The organism is Paenarthrobacter sp. OM7 (genome assembly GCF_029873575.1).
Lineage (GTDB): Bacteria > Actinomycetota > Actinomycetes > Actinomycetales > Micrococcaceae > Arthrobacter.
The window spans coordinates 2969888-2993265 of record NZ_CP123579.1 but is presented as its reverse complement, the minus strand read 5'-3'; the positions used below and the strand labels follow the sequence as shown (position 1 = coordinate 2993265).

The following is a 23378-nucleotide window of genomic DNA, read 5'->3' as shown; positions in this document are numbered from 1 at the left end:
ACTGAATTCCGGAAGGAAGGAAAGGCACGTTCCGTGGCCAGGGGCGTGCCTTTCCTGGTGTCCGGACGGGAAGGTAACACCCGCGGCGCTACCGGTAAGCACCATAGACTGGGGTGCATGACCGAGCAGAACAATGCCCTTCCCGATGACGCCGATTCCTTCAACCCGGCAGCGAGTTCCCTGGCCGGCCAAGTGGACCGCGCCGTCATGGATGAGTTGCTGTCCATCCGGTCCAGCATCGACAACATCGACGCCACCCTTGTCTTCCTGCTCGCTGAGCGTTTCAAAGCCACCCAAAAGGTAGGCATCCTCAAAGCAACGCACAAGCTTCCAGCCGGAGACCCGGGCCGGGAGTCGGCACAGATTGCCCGCCTCCGCCGTCTCGCCGAAGATGCCCACCTGGATCCAGCGTTCGCAGAGAAATTCCTGAACTTCATCATCAGCGAAGTGATCCGCCACCACGAGGCAATTGCCGAGGATCACCAGATTTCCAGCCGGCAGGCTTGATCCATGGCGTCAGTGAATGACCTGCGCGCCAGCGCAACTGCTCTGGGGCCGTGGCCAGGCACCGATCCCGCCGAGGCAAGCCGGATCATCCGCGGCGAGCTCGGTGACCCCCACCTTCCATTCCTGCCCGAACTTCCGGACCGCGGAGTAGGCTCGGACGCCGTGGGCCGTTCGGGCTCCCTGCTGCTGGACCTGGCCCTCGACGTCCAGCCACACGGGTGGCGGCTTGTGGACCGGCCCGGGAAGGACGCCCAGCGTGCACGATCTGCACTGTCCACGGACATCAATATCCTGGCCGACGTAGCCGGAGCCGAGGACGTCTCCGCGTCTGAGTTCAAGATCCGGATATTGGGTCCCCTGACACTTGCTGCCAATCTGTACCTGCACAATGGAGAACGCGCGCTGCTTGACTATGGCGCCCGCCGCGACATTGCTGAGTCCCTGGCCGCCGGCGTGGGAGAGCACATCCGCCGGGTCTCCGGAGCAGTGCCGGGCGCAGGCATTGTGGTCCAGGTGGACGAGCCGGACATCGCCTCTGTCATGGCCGGGACCATCCCCACTGCAAGCGGTTACAGAACGCTGCGGTCGGTTTCCGGTGAAGAGGTCACAGGGGCCTGGCGGTTGGTGATCGAGGCACTTAAGGCGGCTGGCGTCGTCGAGGCCGTGGTGTCCGTGCCGGAGATCGAAGCGCCGATCGAACGGATTCTGGCTGCTGGAGCAGACGGCCTGGCCGTCCCCCTGAGGGCGCTGACCATGCGCCAGTGGGAACAGTTGGCCGCCGCCGTGGAAAGCGGCAAGCGTGTTTGGGCCGGTGCGCTGCCCACCCACGATCCGCAGGCCCAGCTGCCGCGGACTTCGGACATCGTGGAGAGTATCTGGAAGCCGTGGCGCCAGCTTGGCCTGCCCGCAGCGGGCCTGGCTGGACTGCGCGTCACCCCGTCCACGGGACTTGCCGGTTACACGCCTCCGGCGGCCATGGACGTATTGACGAAACTCACCCAAGTGGCCGACGGACTGGACCAATTGGCGCAAGGCTGACGGGCATCACTTGGCAGAGGCCTGAGGGGCCGCCCGGCGCTGGGCGGCCCGTCAGATCCGCTGTTGCCAGCGCTCCGGTTCTGCGTAGCGCGGGAGGGTCGTACCAGGGGCGGCTCCCGGCAGATACGGAGCCAACCGGTAATTGAAGCGTCCGGCATAGACCAGTACCAACCCAATCTGCGGCTGGATGACCTTGACCTGGATACGGTGTTTGCCCTCGGAGCTGTCCCACCATTGCTCGGCGTAAGCACGTGCGTCCAAGGCAGCCGGCAATGGAATCCGCAAAGGCCCCAGAAGCAGTCGGCTCGCTTTGGAAACACCACGAAGCCTGCCCTCGGCGGTGACGCCGACATCCAGATCCGTCACCAGCCGCCGATACCGTCCCACGTGGTCCACCAGGCGGGCCCGCTGCTTGCTGCTGCCCTGTCCGGGACCGGACACTATGGCACTCGTCGTATCGTGGAACAGCCGCGTCTTTGAGGGGAAGTAGATCTCCCGCCGTGCTGTAAGGGCTGGGCGTCCAAAGGGATCCACATGAGCGTGGTTCTCGATCCGGAACCGGATGCCTTCGCCGTATTCAGGAAAGAATGCTTCCTCACTGCCCGTGAGGGCAAGCAGGGGCCGCAACCATTTTTGCCGGCAGCCCACCACATCAAAGACGCCTTCGCCTATCCCGTAGAAGCCGGAACCTGCTGCCAGCGAAAAGTAATCCTGAAGCTCGGGAGCCAGCTTGGTGAAGTCATCGCCGAGTGCCAGCTGGTAAATGGGCGCATTCATGGCAATCCTTTCTGGAGGTGGGAACTAGAGTCTGCCGGCCGCTTTGAGCCGGATATAGGTGTCAGCAAGCAGGGGTGGGACGTCAAGTGGTTCGGCATCCACCACTTCGGCGCCCAGCTGCCGGAGCTGGGCCGTGACCGCAGCACGTTCCAACAGGGCGCGTTCAGCCGCCGCGGCCCGGAATACCTGGCTTGCCGTAGTCCTTTCCTCCTTCATGGCCGCGAGCAGGGGATCCCTGACCGATGCCACCACCACCACATGTTGGCGGGACAATTGCGCCACCGTGGGGAGGAGGCCCTCTTCGGGGGCGCCGCCGTCGAGCGCTGTCAACAGCACCACCAGCGATCGGTGCGCCGAGACCGCCCTCACCTGTCCAGGAATCTGCTGCCAGTCCAGCTCGATCAGTTCTGCCTCCAACGGGGCCATGGCCTGGACCAGCTGGCCCAGCAAGTTGCTTTTGGATGCCGACTCGACCCTGGCACGCAACCTGCGGTCGTACGCGAGGAAGTCAACGCGGTCCCCTCCGCGTTCGGCCAGCACGGAAAGGAGCAACGCCGCTTCAATGCCGGTATCGAGGCGGGGTTCGTCCTCGATTCGGGCGGCAGCGGTGCGGGATGTATCCAGGACAATGACCACACGCCTGTCGCGTTCGGGGCGCCAGGTGCGCACCACCACGGAGGTGCGGCGCGCTGTAGCCCGCCAGTCGATGGAGCGGACGTCATCACCGCGCACGTAATCGCGAAGGGAATCGAATTCCGTTCCGGCTCCACGGATCTGTACGGCGGCCCTGCCGTCCAGTTCCCGGAGCTTTCGGAGCTTGGACGGCAGATGGCGCTTGGAGTGGAAAGGGGGCAGGACCCTCAGATGTCCGGGAAGCACACGCGTGCGCTGCCTGGCTGCCAGGCCGAGTGGCCCTTGGGACCTGATGGTGACATGAGGGCTGTCCAGGTCACCGCGGCGCCGGGGAACCAAGGCCACCCTCATGCGTCGCCGCTCGCCCGGGGGGACAACCACGGATTGAACATTGTCGATGGCGCCGGCAGAAGGCTGCCATGCATCCCTGACTTTCGCCCGCAGCGTCCGCCGGGTGGGGTTGGCAACTGTCACCACAGTCTCCACCTGGCCCTGCAGCGTCACGTTTCCCGGGTGCTGGCGCTCCAAGCCGAGACGTGCCGGTGACGCAGCCAGGAGCAGGTCAAGGACCAGCAACAGCAACAAACCCACGGTAACGAACAGGACTGTGCTCCAAGTCGGAAACAGCACCAGCGGAATGAGGCCGGCCAAGGCAATGACCACGAATCGACCCGTAATGGCCATTCAGGCCGCCTCGGTCAAGCCCGCGTCGGAAGTCATCCGTGCGCCCGAACCCACCTGCAAGCCCGAACTCACCGCGGCACCGGAACGGACGCCAGGATGCTGCCGAGGACATCATCCACCTGGATGCCGTCCATCTGGGCTTCCGGTCGAAGGCCAACGCGGTGCCGCAGGCATGGCAAAGACAAAGCCTTGACGTCGTCCGGGGTGACAAAAGTCCGACCGGACAACCAGGCCCAGGCCTTGGACGTATTGAGCAGCGCTGTGGCACCACGGGGGGAGACCCCGAGGTGGAAGGACGGCGCGGACCTGGTGGCACGGACAACGTCAACGATGTACGCCAGGATTTCCGGGGCCACTGCTACGTGGGCTACTGCGGCCTGGGCGGCGGAAAGCTCAGCAGCGCCGGCCACCGGACGCACACCGGCTGCGGCAAGGTTCCTCGGATCGAAGCCGCTTGCGTGGCGCCGGATGACCTCGATTTCCTCGGCCCTTCCGGGCAAAGGCATGGTCAGTTTGAGGAGGAACCGGTCAAGTTGAGCCTCGGGGAGGGGATATGTGCCTTCATACTCCACGGGGTTCTGCGTCGCCGCCACGATGAACGGGCTCGGTAGCGGGCGGGAGACGCCATCCACGGAAACCTGGCGCTCTTCCATGGCTTCCAGGAGGGACGCCTGGGTCTTCGGAGGGGTGCGGTTGATTTCATCCGCGAGCATGATGTTGGTGAAGACGGGGCCTTCGCGGAAAGTGAACTCCGACGTGTGGGAATCATAGACCAACGATCCTGTGACGTCACCCGGCATGAGGTCGGGGGTGAACTGGACACGTTTGGTATCCAGGCTCAAAGCCGTGGACAACGCCCTCACCAACAGGGTCTTGGCCACGCCTGGGACACCCTCCAAGAGGACGTGGCCCCCGCAGAGCAGCGCAATGAGCATACCGGTGACGGTAGGATCCTGGCCTACTACGGCTTTGCCCACTTCGGCGCGGACGTTCAGCAGCGACTGCCGGGCGGGGTCCTCCGGCGCAGAGCGGTGCCCGTTCCCTGAGGGATCGCCTCCTTGCGGCACAGCCTGCTGCGGCAAGCCCTGGTGGGGCACATCCTGGTGGCGGACATCCTGCTGGGGCGGGACACCACCGGTGGGTTGGCTGTTGCTGTCTGTGTAGCTGTTCGGCTGGCTGCTCATCGGGCGGTCGCCTCCTGTTCGATTCGTTCGATCTGTTGTGCCCATTGCACCAGTTGTCCTTCGTTCTCCGGCCGGATATCGAGCAGCACCGACCTGACTTCTGAAGCGGGCCGCTCCACATGTCTGGCTGAGGCGTCCACAATTGCCTCCGGGGTGGCATCCGCCCCGAGGTTGAAGTGCCGCGCCAAGCGGGCCAACGTGCCCGCCCGGAGGTTCTCGGCCGCGCGCCCCACTGCCCGTGAGTCCTGATAGAGACGCGCCCTGCCTTCTGCGGTCTCAGCAGCCTTCACCACAACGGGAAGCGGCTCAAAAACCAGCGGGCCAAGGCGTCGACCCCGCCAAACGATGGCTAGGAGCGCCACGATTCCCAGCCACGGCCCCACAAACGCCAACCACCGGGGCGCCAACTCGTTCAGGGTAGGTGTTGAATCCGTCGCGCTGAGGTCACCAACTCCGGGCAAGTACCAGACAAGGTTTTGATCCTTGCCCAAGGTGCGGAGCGCGAGGGCTGCGTTGCCCTCTGAGGCGAGGTGCTGGTTGTCAACCACATCCGTACTGCCAAGGACCACCACCCGGCCGTCGCCGGATGCCGCATAGAGACCCGAGGCCGTCCCCGCGGCTGGGTAGCAAACTACGGGTCCTGAATAGATGAAGCCCTGGGCCGAGACCGTGCCCGCCGCTGCGGCATCGTCCTGGTCGCAGCGGGGTTCGAGACTCTTCGCTGATTCAGGAACCACGCCGCCGGGCCTGAAGTCCTGCTCCAGTGCGTTGAGGGTCCTGAGGCGCGGACTGACCAGCACCACGTGGTCCGCGGCATCGGTGATGCCTTCCAACTGTGCCCGGTCGAGGAAGCCGCGGGGGTCGTAGAGGAGGACCGTGGCGTTATCCCGGTCGGCCAAGGCATCCATGGTCTCCGCCAGGGTGTCCGTAGCTGTCACTGCCACGCCGTGGCGCCCCAGTATTTCGGCCAAGGCCATGGCGCCATCCGGGGCCGGATTCCGGGAGGACAGCGGCCGCGGATCCTTGGCGCCCGAGACACTCGAGACGACCAAGTAGGTCACTAAGCCGGCCAAGAGTGCGCCAATGAGGATCCATGCCAGATGTTTCCGGAACCAGACGCGAAAACCTTTGCCGGCGGGCTGCTGGAGGGCAGCGGCTTCGCCTTGGACCATGGTGTCCTTCGCCATGGATGTGGTCATTTCGGCACCGCGAATCCGGTGTGTGCCTGTCCGGAAAAGTCTGGCTTCATCTCCAGCAGGTCGGCATCGAGTCCGCGAACATCCTCGTAGTCAGTCGCTGTTGCACCCTGCTCGCCATAGCGCACAGCGTCAAAAAGGCGGGCGGCTGCATCCAGCCGGAACTGCGCGGCGCCGAACACCTGTCCAAGCTGGCCTGCCGCTTCGTCAGCTGTCCGCCCGGCGCGCGGGTCAATGATGTCACGCTCCTCCGCGGAACGGACCAGCGCCCGGAACTGGTCGACGACGGCGGCCGGCCAGTTGCCGTGGTCGGCCGCGGTTGCCGCACGCCTCCGGTAGCCTTCCGAATCCACACTGTCGTCATCCCCATAGATGTCCACTGCAGCGGCTTTTCGGCGAGCATTCAACCTGGGCCGGACCACAACAACCGCAGCGATGATGATCGCAATCGCCACAGCGATCATCAGTGGAACAGCTAGGTCTGGTCCCTGGCCCATGCCGTCGCCATCCAAAGACGACAACCAGTCGAGGAAATCGCGCCACAACTGCTCCAGCCAAGGAGGTTGGGCGTCCGGGTATTGGGGTTTGGAGAGTTCTTCGGCCGCCCAGCGCCGACCTTCCTCGCGGTCCGGCGTTACGGGCGGTTCCATGGCAGCCACGGTGGTGGATGCATCCAACAGCCTCAGGGTCATGCCGGCGGCCGTGGCCCGGACGGAGGCGCAGACGGGAACTGCCCGCCGTTCGGCGGCCACATGGGGGCTTGGGGCTGGGTCGGCGGATTTTGGAGGGTGGCCGACGGGTATCCGGGTTGCGCCGGGTTTGCGGGTTGCGCCGAATTTCCGGCTTGGGCTGGCGGGCCGCCCGGCACGCCATCAGGATCGGCGCCGGTTTCCATCAGTTGCATCAGCTCAACGTCCAAACCATCCCGGCGCATCCGCAGATCCATATAGATCAAGGCGAACACCGAGGCTTGGAAAGCGAACGTCACGGACCCCACCAGAGCGCCGATCGCTGAAGAAATCACAGTGGTGATCACCAGGGTGGAAGCAACCGACTCAGCGTCCGGGTGGGGAGTAACCACCTCGCCAATGGCCGCCGCTGCCAGGGAAGCCGGGATCTGGACAATCTGGGCGATGACGCCCACCATGATGGCGACCACAAGGGTGATGCCGAAGATCCGCCACCAGTTGTTCCTGGTCAGCTGCCAGGACCTGAGAAGTCCGCCGTAGACACCTGTCCGCTCAACCACGATCGCGGCGGGGGCCAGCATCACCTTCAGTCCGATCCAGACGAAGGCCACTACCGATCCAAGGCCCAGAGGCAAGACAAGGAGCAGGGCTCCGGGACCCATGGCAGTGAACAACAGCACCGCAATCCCCACCACCGCAGTTGCTGCCAAAAGCCCGCCGAGTGTCAGCAGGAGTGCAACGCCCAGCAGCGGCCAGATCTTTCGGCCGGCAAGTTTCCACATCTGCTTGAAGCCTGTGCGCCGGTTGAGGACCGAGCGCGCCACCGGCACCACCAGGACACCTTGAAGGACCGAACCAAGGAAACCGATCAGGACCGAGACACCCAAAGTGCCGGCCATGATGGCCAAGAAGGGACCCATGGCTTCGGTGAATTCCGCCTCAGTGCTGACGGATTCAAAGGACATTGACAGCTGGAACATGCCCACTGTGACGATCCCGATGAACACCGCACCGAGTGCTTGTACGATCAGTGCTGATCCAAACATGGAAGCGGCATTGCGACGGATTGTCTGGAACGAACCATCCAGGATCTCGCCGAATTGCAGTGGACGCAAGGGAATTATGCCCGGCTTGGGGGGAGCGACGTAGAGGGGTTGTCCATAAGGAGGCACCGGTGGCCAACCGGGTGCCGGTTGACCCTGGCCATATGGTCCACCGCTCTGGGGAGCTGCCCATGCCGGGGGACCGCCCCACTGCGGCTGGTTGCCCCACTGCGGCTGGTTGCCCCACCCGGGCTGATTGCCCGGCGATGGATGGTGGCCATGCTCTGGCTGTGACACGATATCCTCCCCATAAGACCCGGCGCGCCGGCATCCGACGTCCCCCATACGGACCTTGGCACCCAGCCTATAGTCCCGCCGTCGTCCCTCATAGCCTGACGCCCGGCCAGCCATGGCAGATGGGCCGCCACTGTTGTGCAGTACGGTGGAAGTTGCCCTTGGGGCGCCATGCCGTGCGCCGTGCCCAACGGGACAAAGACTTGGTGATAAGGGAATATATAACTATGAAGGCACGCATTCTGGTAGTTGACGACGACGAAGCGCTCGCAGAGATGATTGGCATCGTCTTGCGCAATGATGGCTTCGAGCCGGTGTTCTGCGCAGATGGCGGCCAGGCCCTGGAGGTCTTCCGTTCTTCCAAGCCGGACTTGGTGCTCCTGGACCTCATGCTGCCGGGCTCCGACGGCATCGAGGTGTGCCGGCAAATCCGCGGCGAGTCCGACGTCCCCATCGTTATGCTCACGGCAAAGTCCGATACTTCCGACGTGGTCCGGGGGCTTGAATCCGGTGCCGACGATTACGTGCCCAAGCCCTTTAAGCCCGCCGAGCTTGTGGCGCGTGTTCGTGCGCGGCTCCGCCCGGGTGATCAGAAGGCCCCCGAAACCCTGCGCATTGCCGACGTGACCATCGACGTCGCCGGCCACTTGGTCACCCGCGGCGGCGAGCGGATTTCCCTGACTCCCCTGGAGTTCGATCTCCTGGTGGCACTGGCGCGGAAGCCTTGGCAGGTCTTTACCCGCGAACTCCTCCTTGAGCAGGTTTGGGGCTACCGCCATGCCGCGGACACGCGGTTGGTCAATGTCCACGTCCAGCGTCTGCGCTCCAAGATTGAACGCGACCCGGAGGCGCCCGAGGTCGTTTTGACGGTGCGTGGTGTCGGATATAAAGCAGGTTCCTGAGTCCCCGGTCGGCAAGACCGGCGCGGCAGGAGAGGGCCCTGATACTCAGGGGCAGGACGGGGCCGGTGTCCACCAGATGACACCGGCTGAGTCAACGACCTCCGAACCGGCGCTTGCCCCGTCCCCCGATCCGTCCGGTGGGGAGTCCGCCTCACGGTCCCCGGAGCAAACGGCGTCCTCCGGGCCACCGGTACGGAGCATGCGGACCCTTCCGTGGATTATTACCCGGGCGAGGATCTGGACGCGGCGCGGACTCATCCTGGTTCTTCGGGTTTCCCGGCTGGTATCCCTCGGCATCCGGCAGATCAGGCCGGGAATTCGCTACCTCTGGCGCTCAGTGCTCCGGCGCTGGCGGCGCTCACTGGAGTTCCGGACAGTCCTCACCACCTTGCTGCTGGCGGTGACATCCTTCGCAATCGTGGGCGCCTACCTGTCCAACCAGATCGCGAACAACCTTTTCCAGGAACGTCTGGCCCAAGCGGAATCCGAGTCGCGCTACAACGTCAAGCAGGTTCAAGACACGTTCGACGGCGCGCAGGTCACCGATCAGTCCAGCGTCATCACCCTGGTTTACGACACCTTGACCGCCGTTGAAGGTCGCGGTTCGGTCATCCAACGCCGCTACGTCTTCGAAGCGAAACCTGAACAGACCAAGCCCCGCAACCGCTGGGTCGAGTCACGTGCATCCGATCAACTGACGGTCCGGGTTATCCCGCCGGAGTTGCGGAAGGCCGTCCAGGAAGGCGGCAAGCAGCAGTTCTGGGCCTCCACCCAGTTCCCCGTCGGTAATGAGGACCGCCCCGGCATAGCGGTCGGAAACATGGTGACGTTCAATGGCACGTCCTATGAGCTGTACCTCATCTACGACCTCAATACCGCCCAGCAGACGTTGGACGAAATCCAGAACGTCCTCTGGGCAGGCGGGGCAGCGCTGGTCCTCATGATCGGGGCGATCGCCTGGTACGTCACACGCAATGTGGTCAGTCCTGTCAGCCACGCCGCCGTGGTCTCCGAAAAGCTTGCGGCAGGACAGCTCCAGGAGCGCATGGTGGTCAAGGGCGAGGACGAGGTCGCGAGATTGGGCGCCTCGTTCAACCATATGGCTGCCAGCCTCCAAGAGCAGATCACCCAACTGGCCACTTTGTCGCAGATGCAGCAGCGGTTTGTTTCCGATGTCTCGCATGAACTGCGGACGCCGCTCACCACTGTCCGAATGGCTGCCGAGGTCCTCTTCGACGCCCGTGACGACTTTGACCCCATGAACAAACGGTCTGCTGAGCTGCTTTACCACCAGGTTGAGCGCTTTCAGTCGTTGCTTTCCGACCTGCTGGAGATTTCCCGCTTCGACGCCGGGGCAGCTGTTTTGGATGCAGAACCCCAGGACATTTTCCAAGTCATCTCCCACGTCATGGACGGCGCCGCGCCTGTCGCCGCAGAGTACGGCTCAGAGGTTAGGCTGAACGCCCGGCAAAAGAGCATCGTGGTGGAAATGGACTCCCGGAGGATTGACCGGATCCTCCGTAATTTGCTGCTCAACGCCCTGGAACATGGAGAAGGCAAACCGATTCACATATCCGTGGCGGCCAACCACGACGCTGTGGCAGTCTCCGTGAGGGACCACGGCATCGGAATGACCCAGGCAGAGGCTGCAAGGGTTTTCGACCGATTCTGGCGTGCAGATCCTGCACGCGCCCGGACCACCGGCGGCAGCGGCTTGGGCCTCTCCATCGCCGCCGAGGACACCAAACTGCACAACGGCTGGCTTCAGGCTTGGGGGCGCAAGGGGGCCGGTTCCAATTTCCGGTTGACCCTGCCCCTTCGCCAAGGTGGCACCATCGTGAAATCACCGCTTCAGCTTGAACCTGCTGACATCGAATTCCCCGGCACCGCAAGTGAGCGGCACATGCTCATCCTGGGTACAGAGTCCGGAAGTGCCCCGCAATCGTCCCACTCCGCTGCAGGAAAAGCTGCGGCTGATGACGGCTCATTCGGGGAGGGGGACTGAACATGGTAAGTCTCCGGCGTTCACGGGCGGTTGTGGCAGTGCTGGCGGTGCTGATGGTGTTGCTGGCTTCCTGTGCGCAGATTCCACGGTCCGGTCCTGTAGGCAAGAGCAAGGATGAGGGAGCAGGCAATCCCAATGCGCCGGTCTTCTTTCCGGCGGCCCCGCGCGCGGGTTCGAGTCCGGAGACTGTGATCGAGGACTTCTACATGGCAGGCAGCGGTTATGAGGACGATTACCCTGTTGCCCGCCAGTACCTGACGCAGGCACAGTCCGTCACCTGGAAACCAGACAAGCGAGCCATCGTTTTTCGCGAGGCGCAGGTAGTCAAGGCAGCGGGGGAGAACGAGTACCTCTACGAATTGGACCTCGCCTATTCGGTGGATGCCGATGGCGTGGCAACGCAATTCCCGCCGGGTACCAAGGAGACCATTCCGCTGACTCTTGAGCAGGTGGAAGGCCAATGGCGGATTTCCAAGGTGCCCGACGGGACGGCCATACCGGAAGAGACGTTCAAGGTGATTTATGGGGCCTTCCCCATCTACTTCTACGACCCCACATTTACCTACGCCGTGCCCGACTACCGTTGGTTCATCAAGAAGAACACGGTCAAGTCCATGACTTCTGCCGTGCTGGCCGGCCCTGCTCCGTACCTCCGGGGGGCAGTTGTCAGCGCCTTTCCTTCCGGCATGAAACTCGCACGGGAATCCGTTCCGGTCGTGTCCGGATCTGCACAGGTGGACCTCTCTGCCAAAGAACTGTTTGATGCCTCGGCGGAGGACCGCCAAAGGATGCAGAACCAATTGGCATTGACTTTCCGTGACCAGCCCGATGTCATCAACGTCCAACTGCGGGCGGATCAGGACCTGGTACGGGTTGAGGACAACGGCACCGTGTTGCCTCCCGTAGTGGACAAGAGCGTTCCGGCACGCCAGATTGCCGTGAGCAACGGCGACTTGGTGCGGTATGAGAACAACCGGATGACTCCGCTTCCGGACATACAACCCGTGTCCGGATTGGGTCCCCACTCGCCGGCTGAGTCCCCCGTGTCCCAAACGGCCGCGTTCCTCAATGGTGACAAGACAACTCTGTATGCAATCGAACCCGGGCAGCCCGCGCGCCAGCTGACTACCAGGAGCACGCTCACGGGGCCATCATTCAGCCCACACGACTGGGTATGGACCGCAGGGCCGGGCGCCAACGGGGCTGCCGAAGTGGTGGCCTTCAAACCGACGGGCATTGCACCTGGCATGGCCGTTCCCAATGTCACCATCACCCCTGCCTGGCTGTCCGGGCGGACCGTGAAGGACTTCAGGGTTTCCAGGGAAGGGACCAGGGCGCTGGTCATTTCTGCAGCAAACGGAAAGTCAACGGTGCAGATCACCGGAATAGTCCGGAATGCCGACGGCGTCCCCAAGGACCTCACATCGCCCATCACATTGGTCAGCACCGGATCCGCTGACCAGGGAGTTTGGGTCAACAGTTCCACAGTGGCTGTGATGTCCGGATCGGCGACAGGAACCGTGGTTCCTGAGCTGCTTTCGCTCGAATCGGGCGAGCCGCAGCAATTGGCCCCTTGGGACGGCCTGACCAGTCTCAGTGCCGGGAACGGCTCCGAGCAGATTTATGGGCAGTCCGAGGCCGGGGTGTTCCAACGGGTCGGGAACGGATGGGAGCTCCAACTCAAAGGGCCCACGGAACCCGCCTTCCCCGGATAGGCTGCCGTCAAATCGTGCCGGATGTCCACATAGGGTGCAACGTGGCTTCCAGCCTGGCCTGCGTCCGCGCAGGCTTGCAACATGATCAGAGCAGATACGGGGACAGCGCCAGGCATTGGGACTGGGACTGACTCTGTCGTTGGGGCAGGCGCCGTCGTCGGGAGAGGCTCTGACCAGGGTGCTGCTCCCCAACCCAATATAGGGACACGCGGGCGGCCGCCTCTGCGGGTACGCGACCCGGACCTCCACCCGGTGGATCCCGTACGGGCCCGTCGTCGTGGTCCGGACCGACGGGGGCTCGGCCGGTTGCTGGTGGTGCTCCAGGGTACGGCTGTCGATCTGCTGGGACTGCTGGTCCCGGTGGATTGTGTCTGCTGTTCAGCGGAGGACACCGTGTTATGTGGCGGCTGCGCCAAGCGCGTCCGCCAACTCTGCAGCCAACCCTTCCGCGCAGAACGGGAATCGCCCGCATTGGTGGAGACGGATGGCACAGCGAGGATCGGGGTGGTGGCCGCGGGCCCATACCGTGATGAGCTGGCACAGTGCCTCCTGTCCTTTAAACGCTTCGGCCAGTGGCGCTTGGCCGGGGTCTTGGCGCCATGTCTGGGCAAAGCGGTCGAACGGGCCATCGGAGGCAAATCCGGATTATGCCTTGTACCAATTCCTACCAGCGGCCGGGCGTACCGCATGCGGGGATTCAGTCCGCTGCACCTGTTGCTTTTCTGCCTGCGGATGCGGGGCATGGTGCCGGAATGCCCAAGCTTTGACGCGCTTGAGAAGAGGCGCGGTTCGCCGGCAGCCTACATCAGCAGGGATTCCATCAAGACCCTGCTTGCCCGGGCCGCCGATTCTCTCGCCGGTAAGGGGACAGGGGGCTCCGGCGCAGGGCAAAAAGGACTGGGACGAGGTGCGCGGGCCAGCAGGGTCCGCGGATCCATGCGCGTGAGAAGCCGATTCCGCAAAGAGATCAGGGGCAGGAGATGCATTCTCGTGGACGATGTCCTCACTACCGGGGCCACCCTTGCAGAAGCGATGAGGGCGGTGGAAACCGCGGGGGGAGTGGTCTGCGGGGCTGTTGTCCTCGCGGCCACGAGGCCACCAGCCTATGCTTTCAACAGTGCAAGGCGCGATCCCTGTTAAGTCCTTAAGACTCAATCAAAAAATAAGTGACTAAAGGATGAATAACGCGTGGCGATGAACTAACGTCGGTTGTGGGTACCAAGAACAGATGTACCTGTCGATAGCGGCTCGGAAAGGGGCTCGACTGTCCGTCAGACTAGCCCCCACCAGCGTCGTTGTCGTGTCACCTGAGTTATTTGGAGGGCACCATGGAGTTCATGATCAGCGGACGAAATCTCACAGTTTCTGACCGCTTTCGCGAATACGCCGGCGAGAAAATCTCAAAGATTGAATCGCTGGGGGATAAGGTCCAGCGAGTCGACGCAAAGGTTTCCAAGGAAACCAACCCGCGCCAGACGCCAGGCCAGCTCACCGTAGAAGTGACAGTCCTGGGCCGCGGCCCCGTCATCCGTGCCGAGGCGACAGCCGCTGACAAATTCGCTGCCTTCGATCTCGCGTACAACAAGCTTCTTGAGAGGCTTCGCCGTGCGAAAGACCGGAAAAAGGTGCACCACGGACGCCACACGCCGAAAGCCGTGCGGGAGGCCACCGCAACACTCGAGCCAGCGAGCGCGAGCGAACCACTCTACGTCGAGGCGAGCAACCACCAGGAATCCGTTCCCACCGCAGACGAGCGTTCTCCTTATGAGATCGAGAACGATATTCCGGCAGGCGATTCACCCGTGCTGATCCGCCGGAAAGTCTTCCCCGCAGCTTCCCTGACACTGGATGACGCTGTGGACAATATGGAACTCGTTGGCCACAACTTCTACCTTTTCCTGGACAAGGAAACCAACGCGCCGTCGGTTGTCTACAGGCGCAATGGCTGGACCTACGGAGTAATCACCCTCGACTCCACCTGCGAACCGGGCGAGGAGGCTGTGGAAGAGAAGATCCACGCTTACCGTTCCGATGATGAGGCTTCCACCGCCAAGTAGGCCCACTTTTCCTGCATGAAGGGACTTCCATGACCGCTTCGCTGAGCCTGTCACAGGCACGGCGGATCGCATTGGCAGCTCAAGGATTGGCAAAGACCCGGCCCGCCGGCCCCGTGACATCACGGGCGGTGGGCCGGACCTTTGCCCAACTCCAGCTTGTCCAAATCGACTCCGTGAACGTGGTGGCACGAAGCCACTACCTGCCGTTCTTCTCCCGTCTGGGTGACTACGACCCCCGCATCCTCCATGCCATGGCCGGGCGGAAACCCCGCAGGATGATGGAGTACTGGGCACACGAGGCAAGCTTTATCCGCCCGGAGCACTTTCATGACCTCCTGGTGTGGCAAAAGCGGGGCTGGGTGGGCGCCCACAACCTTGAGCCCCTTGTCCGTCAGGACATGGAAGGCCGTATTCTTGCTGCACTCACAGCCGGACGACCCATGACGGCCTCGGAACTGACGGCCGAGCTCGGACACAATGAGGAAGCTGACCGTGGCAACTGGGGATGGAATTGGAACATCGTTAAGCGGGTCCTTGAACATCTGTTTGAACAGGGACGGATTTCTGCCGCCTCACGCACACAGCAATTCGAACGCAAGTACACCCTGACCTCCAAGGTTGTTCCTGCCATGGCACAGCCCGGGGGCACTCCCGAAGAAGCGCTCGACCGCCTGATGGACGCGGCCGCCCAAGCACATGGCATCGGCACTGTACGCTGCTTTTCCGACTACTTCCGTACGCCCCTGAAAGCCGGAGCGGACTCGGTCCAGCGATTGGTCCGTGCAGGGCGCCTTCATCCGGTCTCTGTGCGTGGTTGGGACAGGGAAACCTACAAACACGTCAATGCCAGGATTCCACGCAGGGCCGTCGGGCGTGCACTGCTGAGCCCGTTCGACTCGCTGGTCTTTGAGCGACGGCGTCTTGAGGAACTGTTCGGCTTCCACTACCGGATTGAGATCTACACCCCCGCGGCCAAGCGTCAGTTCGGCTACTACGTTCTCCCATTCCTCCTCAGGGATGGTGTCGTGGCAAGAGTGGACTTGAAGGCTGACCGTGCGTCCGGCCAGCTCCTGGTGCGTTCGGCGTTCGCGGAGGTTGGCGCTCCGGCGGATACCGCCGTCGAGCTTGCTGCCGAACTGGAACTCATGTGCGCCTGGCTCAGGCTGCAGGAGGTAGTGGTGTGGCCCGTGGGGGACCTCGCCGGCGTTCTTACCCAAGCTGTCGCGGACCGCGCTGATGGCCGGGGCGGGCCGCTGCATGCGGACAGTCCGCTCAGAGGGGAACGCGGCCACGTGGCGCTGGTCTCTCCCGTAGACTGAAACAGCCAGAATTCGGCAGCATGAGACTGGGAGCAATTTCACGTGGCATCACTAATCGAAAAACTTCTCCGCACGGGTGACAAAAAGACACTCAAGCAATTGCGGAACTATGCCGATTCCATCAATGCCCTGGAAGACTCCTTCAAGTCCTTCACGGACGCCGAACTCCGTGAGGAGACGGACCATCTCCGGTCCCGTCACCAGGACGGCGAGACTCTGGAAGCTCTCCTCCCGGAAGCATTCGCCGCTGTCCGGGAAGCCTCCTCCCGCACCTTGGGCATGCGCCATTTCGATGTCCAGCTGATGGGCGGTGCCGCACTCCACCTGGGCAACATCGCAGAAATGAAAACCGGTGAGGGTAAGACCCTCGTAGCTACTGCCCCCGCGTACCTGAACGCGCTGGCGGGCAAGGGTGTCCACGTCGTCACCGTCAACGACTACCTCGCCGAATACCAGTCCGAGCTGATGGGCCGGGTTTACAGGTTCCTGGGACTTACCAGCGGTTGCATTCTGTCGAATCAGGATCCTGCGGTCCGCCGACAGCAGTACGCTGCGGACATTACCTACGGAACCAACAACGAATTCGGCTTCGACTACCTGCGCGACAACATGGCCTGGGATGGCAGCGAACTGGTTCAGCGCGGCCACAATTTCGCGATCGTGGATGAGGTCGACTCCATCCTGATCGATGAAGCCCGTACGCCGCTCATCATTTCCGGTCCTGCCCAGGGCGACACCAACCGCTGGTACAGCGAATTCGCCAAAGTCGTGCTCCGCCTGCAGCCCGAAGTCGACTACGAGGTGGATGAAAAGAAGCGCACCGTAGGCGTTCTCGAAGCTGGTATCGAAAAGGTGGAGGACTACCTCGGAATCCAAAACCTCTACGAATCCGCCAACACGCCTTTGATCGGCTTCCTCAACAACGCCATTAAGGCGAAGGAACTGTTCAAGCGGGACAAGGATTACGTCATCCTCGACGGCGAGGTGCTGATTGTTGACGAACACACTGGCCGTATCCTGGCCGGCCGCCGCTACAACGAAGGCATGCACCAGGCCATTGAGGCCAAGGAAAATGTCGAGATCAAGGCGGAGAACCAGACTCTCGCCACCGTGACCTTGCAGAACTACTTCCGCATGTACTCGAAGCTTGCCGGCATGACCGGCACGGCCGAGACTGAGGCCGCGGAATTCATGAGCACCTACAAGCTGGGTGTCGTCCCGATCCCCACCAACCGTGACATGCAGCGCATCGACCAGCCGGACCTTGTCTACAAGAACGAAGTCGTGAAGTTCGACGCCGTGGTCCAGGACATCGCCGAAAGGCACGAGAAGGGCCAACCTGTGCTGGTCGGCACCACCAGCGTTGAGAAGAGCGAGTATCTCTCCAAGCTGCTGGCCAAGGAAGGTATCCGGCACGAAGTACTGAACGCCAAGAACCACGCACGTGAAGCGTCCATCGTGGCGCAGGCCGGACGAAAAGGTGCCGTCACTGTTGCCACCAACATGGCCGGTCGTGGTACTGACATCATGCTTGGCGGAAACGCCGAGTTCACCGCCATTGCAGAGCTGGCAAAGCGAGGGCTCGATCCCGAGGAGAACTCGGAAGAGTACGAGGCCGCTTGGCCCGAGGCCCTTTCGGCAGCCAAGCAGGCGGTCAAAGATGAACACGAAGAGGTCTTGGACCTTGGCGGGCTATACGTCCTGGGTACCGAGCGACACGAGTCCCGCCGGATCGACAACCAGTTGCGAGGCCGTTCAGGGCGCCAGGGTGACCCGGGCGAATCGCGCTTCTACCTGTCGCTGACGGACGACCTCATGAGGTTGTTCAACTCAGGTGCGGCCGAACGTCTCATGAACAGTTCGGTCCCGGATGATGTTGCCCTTGAATCCAAGCTCGTCTCCCGCGCCATCGCGTCGGCGCAGGGCCAGGTGGAAGGGCGCAACGCCGAACAGCGTAAGAACGTTCTCAAGTACGACGACGTCCTTAACCGGCAGCGTGAAGCGATCTATGGCGACCGCCGTCGCATCCTTGAAGGCGACGACCTTCACGAGAAGGTCCAGTACTTCCTTGAAGACACCATCAACGCCCTCATCGAGGCTGCCACTGCAGAGGGAACGGGGGACGATTGGGACTTCAACCAGCTCTGGGCCAATCTGAAGACGTTGTACCCGGCAACCGTGACGCCCGATGAAATCATTGAGGAAGCCGGCGGAAAGTCACGCGTCACTGCCGAGTTCCTGAAAGAGGAGATCCTCTCGGATGCCCGGCTGGTGTACCAGGCCCGCGAGGAGGCCATTGGCTCTGAGAGCATGCGCGAGCTCGAACGTCGTGTTGTGCTTTCTGTTCTGGGGCGGAAATGGCAGGAACATCTCTATGAGATGGATTACCTCAAGGAGGGTATTGGTCTCCGGGCGATGGCCCAGCGCGATCCCCTGGTGGAGTACCAGCGCGAGGGTTTTGTGATGTTCCAGAGCATGATGGAAGCCATCCGAGAAGAGAGCATCGGCTTCCTCTACAACCTGGAGGTGGAGGTAACACCCGCCGAAGACGTTGTTGTGGCCGACGATACCGCCGCTGGGGCGCATACCGAACATCATGAACCCCAGATCCGGGCGGCGGGTCTGCAGGCACCGGAAAAGCCGGCCCAGTTGCAGTACACGGCCCCTGGCGAAGATGGTGCTACCCAAACACGCATCGAAGGCCGCGCTTCCGGTCGATCCGGCAACCCAGCGAAGGCAGCGGCCCAGGAGCAGCGTAAGCCGGCTAAAAAGAAGCGTCGCTGACCCAACACCGTACGGCGGGCCGATAGCCATTTCAGTGGTCTGCCAGGCACGAATATCTGTAACTCAAAAGGGTGGACTCCGGACTAAAAGTCCGGAGTCCACCCTTTTTGTTGTCTGCAGATGGATTCGCCAGGTCTAGCCGATCTCCAGGGCCGTAACCCGCCACACGCCGTCCAAGCGTTCCAACCTCATGGCGACAGCCCGGCACCTGAGTTCTTCCGCAACCACAATGCTTGCCTCGCAAATGTCCTCGGAGATGGAGCAGGCTCGAACGGAGCGGACCATGGGGCTGCGGTGGGGTTGCAGGTTCCCCCGGACTCTGGCGGCGTGCTTGCGGGTGAGGGCCGCCCTATGTTGAAGAGCGACATAGCAGTCAGGGTCAAGGGAACGGGAAAGCTGGCTCACAGCACGCGTTCCGGCCAGGACTTCCAAAGCTGCCTGCGCAATACTGCGTGCAACCAGCCGAACATCGATGTCCGAACCGCTCGAACCGTAGCCGGACAATGTTCGTTGGGTGCTCTGTCGGCCCGCGGGCCGGCTTGCAGTCGCAACGGTCATGGTCATACACCTCAGGCATTCACTACATGAACAGGAGCGTGGGGACACTCTGTTCTGGTGGCTTCTGCTGGGATGACGCTGAACTTGGTTTGGTGCGGTGATACGGCCCCTGAGTGGGCCGACAAATCGGAGGGTCGGGTGACCCGTACTGTCAGTCAGGTGCGGGTGGCCGCAAGACCTGACCAGGAGTCAACACGGAAGGGTCGCCGCCGATGACGGTGAGGTTTGCGGCATACCACTTAGGCCACATCAGCGCGACCTCCACGTCCGTGGCAAAGGGACCAAGCCGCGATGCTGCAAGCGACCACAGGGAGTCTCCTGCCTTCACGACGACGCCGGCGTCGTCATGGGAGATCTCTTGCCTGGACGAAGGGCGACTTAGAAGCCCAGGTTCAGGTGCGGGTGCTTGAGGCTTCCAGCGCGGATCGCCCCTACCTGTTGTGGTGTCGGCCATGGACGTCTGTGATGAAGACACAGGCCCGGCAGCGGGCTCCGGGCTCCACTCCGGGTGGGGAGAGGTTTCCACACCCGCAGATGTAGGTGCCCAGCCGGGGGCGGGTGGAGGCGATGCTTGCGCCATGGTGACGCCCAGGAGATTCACACTCACCACTGCTACAGCAAGCCGCAGCATAAAGGCAGGGCTGAACTTGGCAAGGGTGTTGGCCCCTCTCTCCCGCCCGCTCCGATGCAACAGCGACGCGAAGACGGCAAGCAGTAAGGAAAGGACCCACCATGCCACCAGCGCTATGCCGGCGCCGTTCGCGACAATACCGAGGAGGTCCTCAAATGAGAAGTTCTGATGATGGTGATCGGCTGACCGCCACTGGGCAAGGAGCATGCCACCCACCTGGACGAGCAGTATCCCCAGCCCCAGAATCGTTGCAGCGAGGCAGGCGTCGCCCCGTAACGTTCTTCCCATTCAAAGCCCCCAAAGCTTCGTTTGATGCATTTTGATGCGTTTTGACATCTTTAGGCCTATTGTGGGCACGTCCCGGGCTTCCTGTCCAATTCGGGTGCCTGATCACGCATTATTCGCCCTGCCTACATGTTGCAGCCTAGTCTGCTTACATGAGATGGGACTCTCTCTTTGACGACTTGGAAGCACAATTTTCTGCCGAGCGTGCCCTGGAGGCGGAATCGGAGATCACCGAGCGGGCCAGGATGGAGCTTGCGGGGATCGAACTGGGTGATCGCCTCCGTGGTGCAGCCGGCTCCGGGCTCAAGCTTTTCCTCGCTGACGGCAACATTATTCACGGAGTGCTGGGCCGCGTGGGTGCCGGGTGGCTGGTGTTGTCCGAGGGCTCGCGGCAATGGCTGGTGCCCTTGGCTGCTGTGCTTACCTTCCAAGGCTTGGGGAGGCTGGCCCTTAAGCCTGTGTCCACGGTCCGGCAGTTGCCGGGGATCGCCTCAGTCCTGCGGGCATTGGCCAGGGACAGGTCCGCCGTGGTTGTTCATTTGAGCACGCGGGCCGGAGGCGGCGTCAAGGTCAACGGCGTCATCGACAGGGTCGGAAGGGACCACTTCGATATTGCTGTGGTCCGCGACGGTGAAGTGCGGCGGGCTGGCAACGTGGCGTCAGTCATGACCGTCCCGTTCAGTGCTGTTGCAGCCCTTTGTTCGGCAGGCGGAGAATAATCCCTCCGGGGCAGCCCCTAGGGCTGGTTCGCCTTGGTTTTTGCTTCCTGGATCATGCGGCTTGCTTCTGCGTAGCGCTCCTGGATGTACTGCTCAAGCATCGTCTCCTCGATGCGCCATTGTCCACGACCTCCTACCTGGATGGCTTTCAACTCGCCGCTTCGCACCAAGGCGTAGGCCTGTGGTGAGTTGATTTGGAGTTGTTCGGCGACATCCGCCAGAGTCAGGAATCGGGGCATGGCACCATTTTGCCACCGTTGGCTCCCCTTTGGTGTGTTTATCCACAGTTTCGACCCCTTTGAGGTCGATGGCTTTTGTCCCGCAGAAACGGCCGGTAAGAATGAGGGGGCGGGTCCATCGACCATGCCTTTAGCTCATCGGGGGGTAGCAGAAACATGGCTCAAGTTACAGTGGTCGCTGCAGCAAGACTGAAGAAGCCATCGTGGAAGGACCCGCGGCTTCTCATCGGCATTCTGCTGGTGCTTGTGTCCATTGCCGGCGTCATCGCCTTGGTTGGATCGGCTGACAGGACTACGCAGGTCTACACTGCACGCGAAGACATCGCAGTCGGCCAGGTGGTCGCCGTGGCCGACCTCTCAATTGTCAGTGTGCGCCTGGATGATGTCGAGTCCGGGTACGTCACTGTGGAGGGTGGCTTGGCTGAGGGTCGGGTAGCCCTGCAGCGGGTGGCGAAAAACCAGCTCGTTCCAAAGGAAAGCCTGGGAAAAGCTGATGCCCTGAACAGGAAGCCGGTGGCTATTTCCGTGGAAGGGGAACTTCCTGCCCAAGCGGTCGGGGGAGCGCGCGTGGATGTCTGGGTTGCCTTGCCCGGTGCGAGCAGAGCCTTCGATGAGCCGCAACTGCTTCTGCCCGGTGCGGAGATCGCCCAGGTGGTCTCAGGCGCCGCTGCCTTGGGGGCATCGAAGACCACTCAAGTGCTGGTTCTTGTGACGGATGAGCAGATGCCCAAATTGTTGGGGGCTCAAGCAAACAAGGCCAATATCTCCGTCGTGTGGAACCCTGCGGGCCTCAACCCATGAGTATTCCAGTAGTCACTGTGGGTCCTGCCCAGGAGGCCGTAGTGGGCGGGCTGGAGGGCCTGCATGGTCCGGTAACGGTGGTTCGCCGTTGTTCAGAGCTTGCTGAGCTGATGGCTGCCTGCCAAAGCGGCCTTGCCATGGCTGCCGTCGTCGCCGAGGGCTGCGAGGAATTGACCACGACTTTGGTGGATCGGCTTGGTGCTGTTGGAGTTACGATCGTGGCCCTGACGGATGACCCGGCCGAAGTAGGGCGATTGGACTCCATCGGAGTCGTTGTGGCGGCTTCCGGAATAGAACCGTCTGCACTCGCGGAAAAAATATCAGAGGCTGTGGGTCGTGAGCACGCGCGCGGCCGCCTGGGCGCGGGCCAGGACGCAGGTTTCGCTGATGCGGGAGGCGGACCACTTTTGATGCCCGCTCCGGAAACTGTGGAGGACTCCCCGGAGGGTTCAGGCCTGGTATTTGCTGTGTGGGGTCCCATAGGGTCACCCGGCAGGACATTGCTGGCGGTCAACATCGCTGCCGAATTGGCAGCAGAGGGTAAATCCGTCATCCTCGTCGATGCTGACAGTTATGGTGCCAGTGTTTCTGCTGTGCTGGGGTTGTTGGACGAAGCCGCAGGACTGGCCCAGGCCTGCAGGCTTGCGGACCAGGGGATGCTCGACCCCAGTGCTTTGAAGGCCGTGGCGACCCCGGTCTACACCAAAGAGGGCTCCTTTCGGGTGCTGACTGGGACGACACGCGCGGATCGATGGACGGAACTGAGGGCAGCTGCGCTGTCGCAGGTCCTTGAACGAGCCAAACATGTATCTGATGTTGTGGTGGTTGATACCGGATTCTGCCTCGAATCAGATGAGGAACTGAGCTTTGACACCATGGCCCCGCGGCGGAACGCAGCAACTCTCAGGAGTTTGGAAATGGCTGACGTTGTGTTCGCGGTGGGAGCAGCCGACGCAATCGGAGTACCGAGGCTGGTCCGGGGCCTGGCGGACCTTCAAGCAGCCGTTCCACAAGCATCCCTCCGTGTGGTGCTGAACAAGGTGAAGAGATCGGCCGTTGGGCACGCACCCAAGCAGCAACTGGCGGAAGCCTGGGACCGGTACGGGCCCGGCATGGCGATTGATGCCTACCTCCCGGCAGATCCAGTGGCCTGTGACGCCGCTTTGCTCTCCGGCTCGGTCCTCCTTGAAACTTCGCCTGAATCTGCGCTGCGGATCGCGATAGCAGACTTGGTCTGTGCGCCTGTCCAGCAAAAACGAAATTCCTTTGGCCGAAGTACCAGAGCCGTCCGCTTGCTTAAGCGCTAGGCTCAAAATGT

At 62.4% G+C, this 23378-nt stretch carries 21 protein-coding genes; 12 read left to right on the top strand and 9 right to left on the bottom strand.

Features of this window, described 5'->3' with window-relative positions; genetic code table 11:
• The first annotated feature begins 117 nt into the window (after positions 1-117).
• Together QEH68_RS13780 and QEH68_RS13775 are read left to right on the top strand one after the other, a co-directional pair.
• Complete coding sequence (locus tag QEH68_RS13780; protein WP_207594040.1) at positions 118-507, top strand: chorismate mutase; 390 nt, start codon at positions 118-120, stop codon at positions 505-507.
• 3 nt (positions 508-510) lie between these two features.
• Complete coding sequence (locus QEH68_RS13775; RefSeq protein ID WP_280623138.1) at positions 511-1545, top strand: hypothetical protein; 1035 nt, start codon at positions 511-513, stop codon at positions 1543-1545.
• A 51-nt stretch (positions 1546-1596) separates the two neighbouring features.
• On the opposite strand, the gene QEH68_RS13770 is transcribed toward QEH68_RS13775, so the two are convergent.
• The 6 genes from QEH68_RS13770 to QEH68_RS13745 form a co-directional block, all read right to left on the bottom strand.
• Complete coding sequence (locus QEH68_RS13770) at positions 1597-2322, bottom strand: DUF4166 domain-containing protein (protein ID WP_280623137.1); 726 nt, start codon at positions 2320-2322, stop codon at positions 1597-1599.
• A 24-nt stretch (positions 2323-2346) separates the two neighbouring features.
• Entirely contained in the window at positions 2347-3639 is a 1293-nt protein-coding gene (locus QEH68_RS13765; RefSeq protein WP_207594037.1) for a DUF58 domain-containing protein, read from the bottom strand.
• 68 nt (positions 3640-3707) lie between these two features.
• Positions 3708-4823 carry a MoxR family ATPase gene (locus tag QEH68_RS13760; protein ID WP_280623136.1) on the bottom strand — a complete coding sequence of 372 codons (1116 nt, stop codon included), beginning with the start codon at positions 4821-4823 and terminating at the stop codon, positions 3708-3710.
• Positions 4820-6022 carry a DUF4350 domain-containing protein gene (locus QEH68_RS13755; protein WP_280623135.1) on the bottom strand — a complete coding sequence of 401 codons (1203 nt, stop codon included), beginning with the start codon at positions 6020-6022 and terminating at the stop codon, positions 4820-4822. Before QEH68_RS13755 ends, QEH68_RS13760 begins: the two co-directional genes overlap by 4 nt.
• Positions 6019-6711: a DUF4129 domain-containing protein gene (locus tag QEH68_RS13750; protein WP_280623134.1), complete on the bottom strand. Its 693-nt coding sequence runs from the start codon at positions 6709-6711 to the stop codon at positions 6019-6021. The genes QEH68_RS13755 and QEH68_RS13750 overlap by 4 nt, the downstream gene beginning before the upstream one ends.
• Positions 6708-7823, bottom strand: coding sequence for a hypothetical protein (locus QEH68_RS13745; RefSeq protein WP_280623133.1), 1116 nt, complete (start codon positions 7821-7823; stop codon positions 6708-6710). The genes QEH68_RS13750 and QEH68_RS13745 overlap by 4 nt, the downstream gene beginning before the upstream one ends.
• 449 nt (positions 7824-8272) lie before the next feature.
• On the opposite strand from QEH68_RS13745, the gene mtrA reads away from it, so the two are divergent.
• The 7 genes from mtrA (at position 8273) to secA (ending at position 18827) form a co-directional block, all read left to right on the top strand.
• Positions 8273-8947, top strand: a complete 675-nt coding sequence (gene mtrA, locus QEH68_RS13740; RefSeq protein WP_014922244.1) for an MtrAB system response regulator MtrA — start codon at positions 8273-8275, stop codon at positions 8945-8947.
• Between the two features lie 199 nt (positions 8948-9146).
• Positions 9147-10952 carry an MtrAB system histidine kinase MtrB gene (gene mtrB, locus QEH68_RS13735; RefSeq protein WP_242703639.1) on the top strand — a complete coding sequence of 602 codons (1806 nt, stop codon included), beginning with the start codon at positions 9147-9149 and terminating at the stop codon, positions 10950-10952.
• 2 nt (positions 10953-10954) lie between these two features.
• Positions 10955-12667, top strand: a complete 1713-nt coding sequence (locus tag QEH68_RS13730; RefSeq protein WP_280623132.1) for an LpqB family beta-propeller domain-containing protein — start codon at positions 10955-10957, stop codon at positions 12665-12667.
• Between the two features lie 81 nt (positions 12668-12748).
• The gene (locus tag QEH68_RS22535) at positions 12749-13807 is read left to right on the top strand and encodes a phosphoribosyltransferase family protein (RefSeq protein ID WP_348537376.1); all 1059 of its coding nucleotides are present in this window, start codon (positions 12749-12751) and stop codon (positions 13805-13807) included.
• 188 nt (positions 13808-13995) lie between these two features.
• On the top strand, positions 13996-14724 hold the full coding sequence (gene raiA, locus QEH68_RS13720) for a ribosome-associated translation inhibitor RaiA (RefSeq protein ID WP_207594029.1): 729 nt from the start codon (positions 13996-13998) through the stop codon (positions 14722-14724).
• 29 nt (positions 14725-14753) lie between these two features.
• Entirely contained in the window at positions 14754-16043 is a 1290-nt protein-coding gene (locus tag QEH68_RS13715) for a crosslink repair DNA glycosylase YcaQ family protein (RefSeq protein WP_280623131.1), read from the top strand.
• A gap of 42 nt (positions 16044-16085) precedes the next feature.
• Positions 16086-18827: a preprotein translocase subunit SecA gene (gene secA / locus QEH68_RS13710; protein ID WP_207594027.1), complete on the top strand. Its 2742-nt coding sequence runs from the start codon at positions 16086-16088 to the stop codon at positions 18825-18827.
• Positions 18828-18962: 135 nt separating this feature from the next.
• Here the strand turns inward: secA and QEH68_RS13705 are convergent, their stop codons facing one another.
• Both QEH68_RS13705 and QEH68_RS13700 read right to left on the bottom strand, forming a co-directional pair.
• Complete coding sequence (locus QEH68_RS13705) at positions 18963-19385, bottom strand: Rv3235 family protein (protein ID WP_242703338.1); 423 nt, start codon at positions 19383-19385, stop codon at positions 18963-18965.
• 151 nt (positions 19386-19536) lie between these two features.
• Positions 19537-20304 carry a hypothetical protein gene (locus QEH68_RS13700; RefSeq protein ID WP_207594025.1) on the bottom strand — a complete coding sequence of 256 codons (768 nt, stop codon included), beginning with the start codon at positions 20302-20304 and terminating at the stop codon, positions 19537-19539.
• A gap of 149 nt (positions 20305-20453) precedes the next feature.
• On the opposite strand from QEH68_RS13700, the gene QEH68_RS13695 reads away from it, so the two are divergent.
• On the top strand, positions 20454-21020 hold the full coding sequence (locus QEH68_RS13695; protein WP_207594024.1) for a hypothetical protein: 567 nt from the start codon (positions 20454-20456) through the stop codon (positions 21018-21020).
• A gap of 17 nt (positions 21021-21037) precedes the next feature.
• Here the strand turns inward: QEH68_RS13695 and QEH68_RS13690 are convergent, their stop codons facing one another.
• The gene (locus tag QEH68_RS13690; protein ID WP_207594023.1) at positions 21038-21259 is read right to left on the bottom strand and encodes a helix-turn-helix domain-containing protein; all 222 of its coding nucleotides are present in this window, start codon (positions 21257-21259) and stop codon (positions 21038-21040) included.
• Positions 21260-21415: 156 nt separating this feature from the next.
• Between QEH68_RS13690 and QEH68_RS13685 the strand changes: the two genes are divergently transcribed.
• Complete coding sequence (locus QEH68_RS13685) at positions 21416-22060, top strand: SAF domain-containing protein (RefSeq protein WP_280623130.1); 645 nt, start codon at positions 21416-21418, stop codon at positions 22058-22060.
• Positions 22057-23367: a chromosome partitioning protein gene (locus QEH68_RS13680; RefSeq protein WP_280623129.1), complete on the top strand. Its 1311-nt coding sequence runs from the start codon at positions 22057-22059 to the stop codon at positions 23365-23367. The genes QEH68_RS13685 and QEH68_RS13680 overlap by 4 nt, the downstream gene beginning before the upstream one ends.
• Positions 23368-23378: the final 11 nt, after the last annotated feature.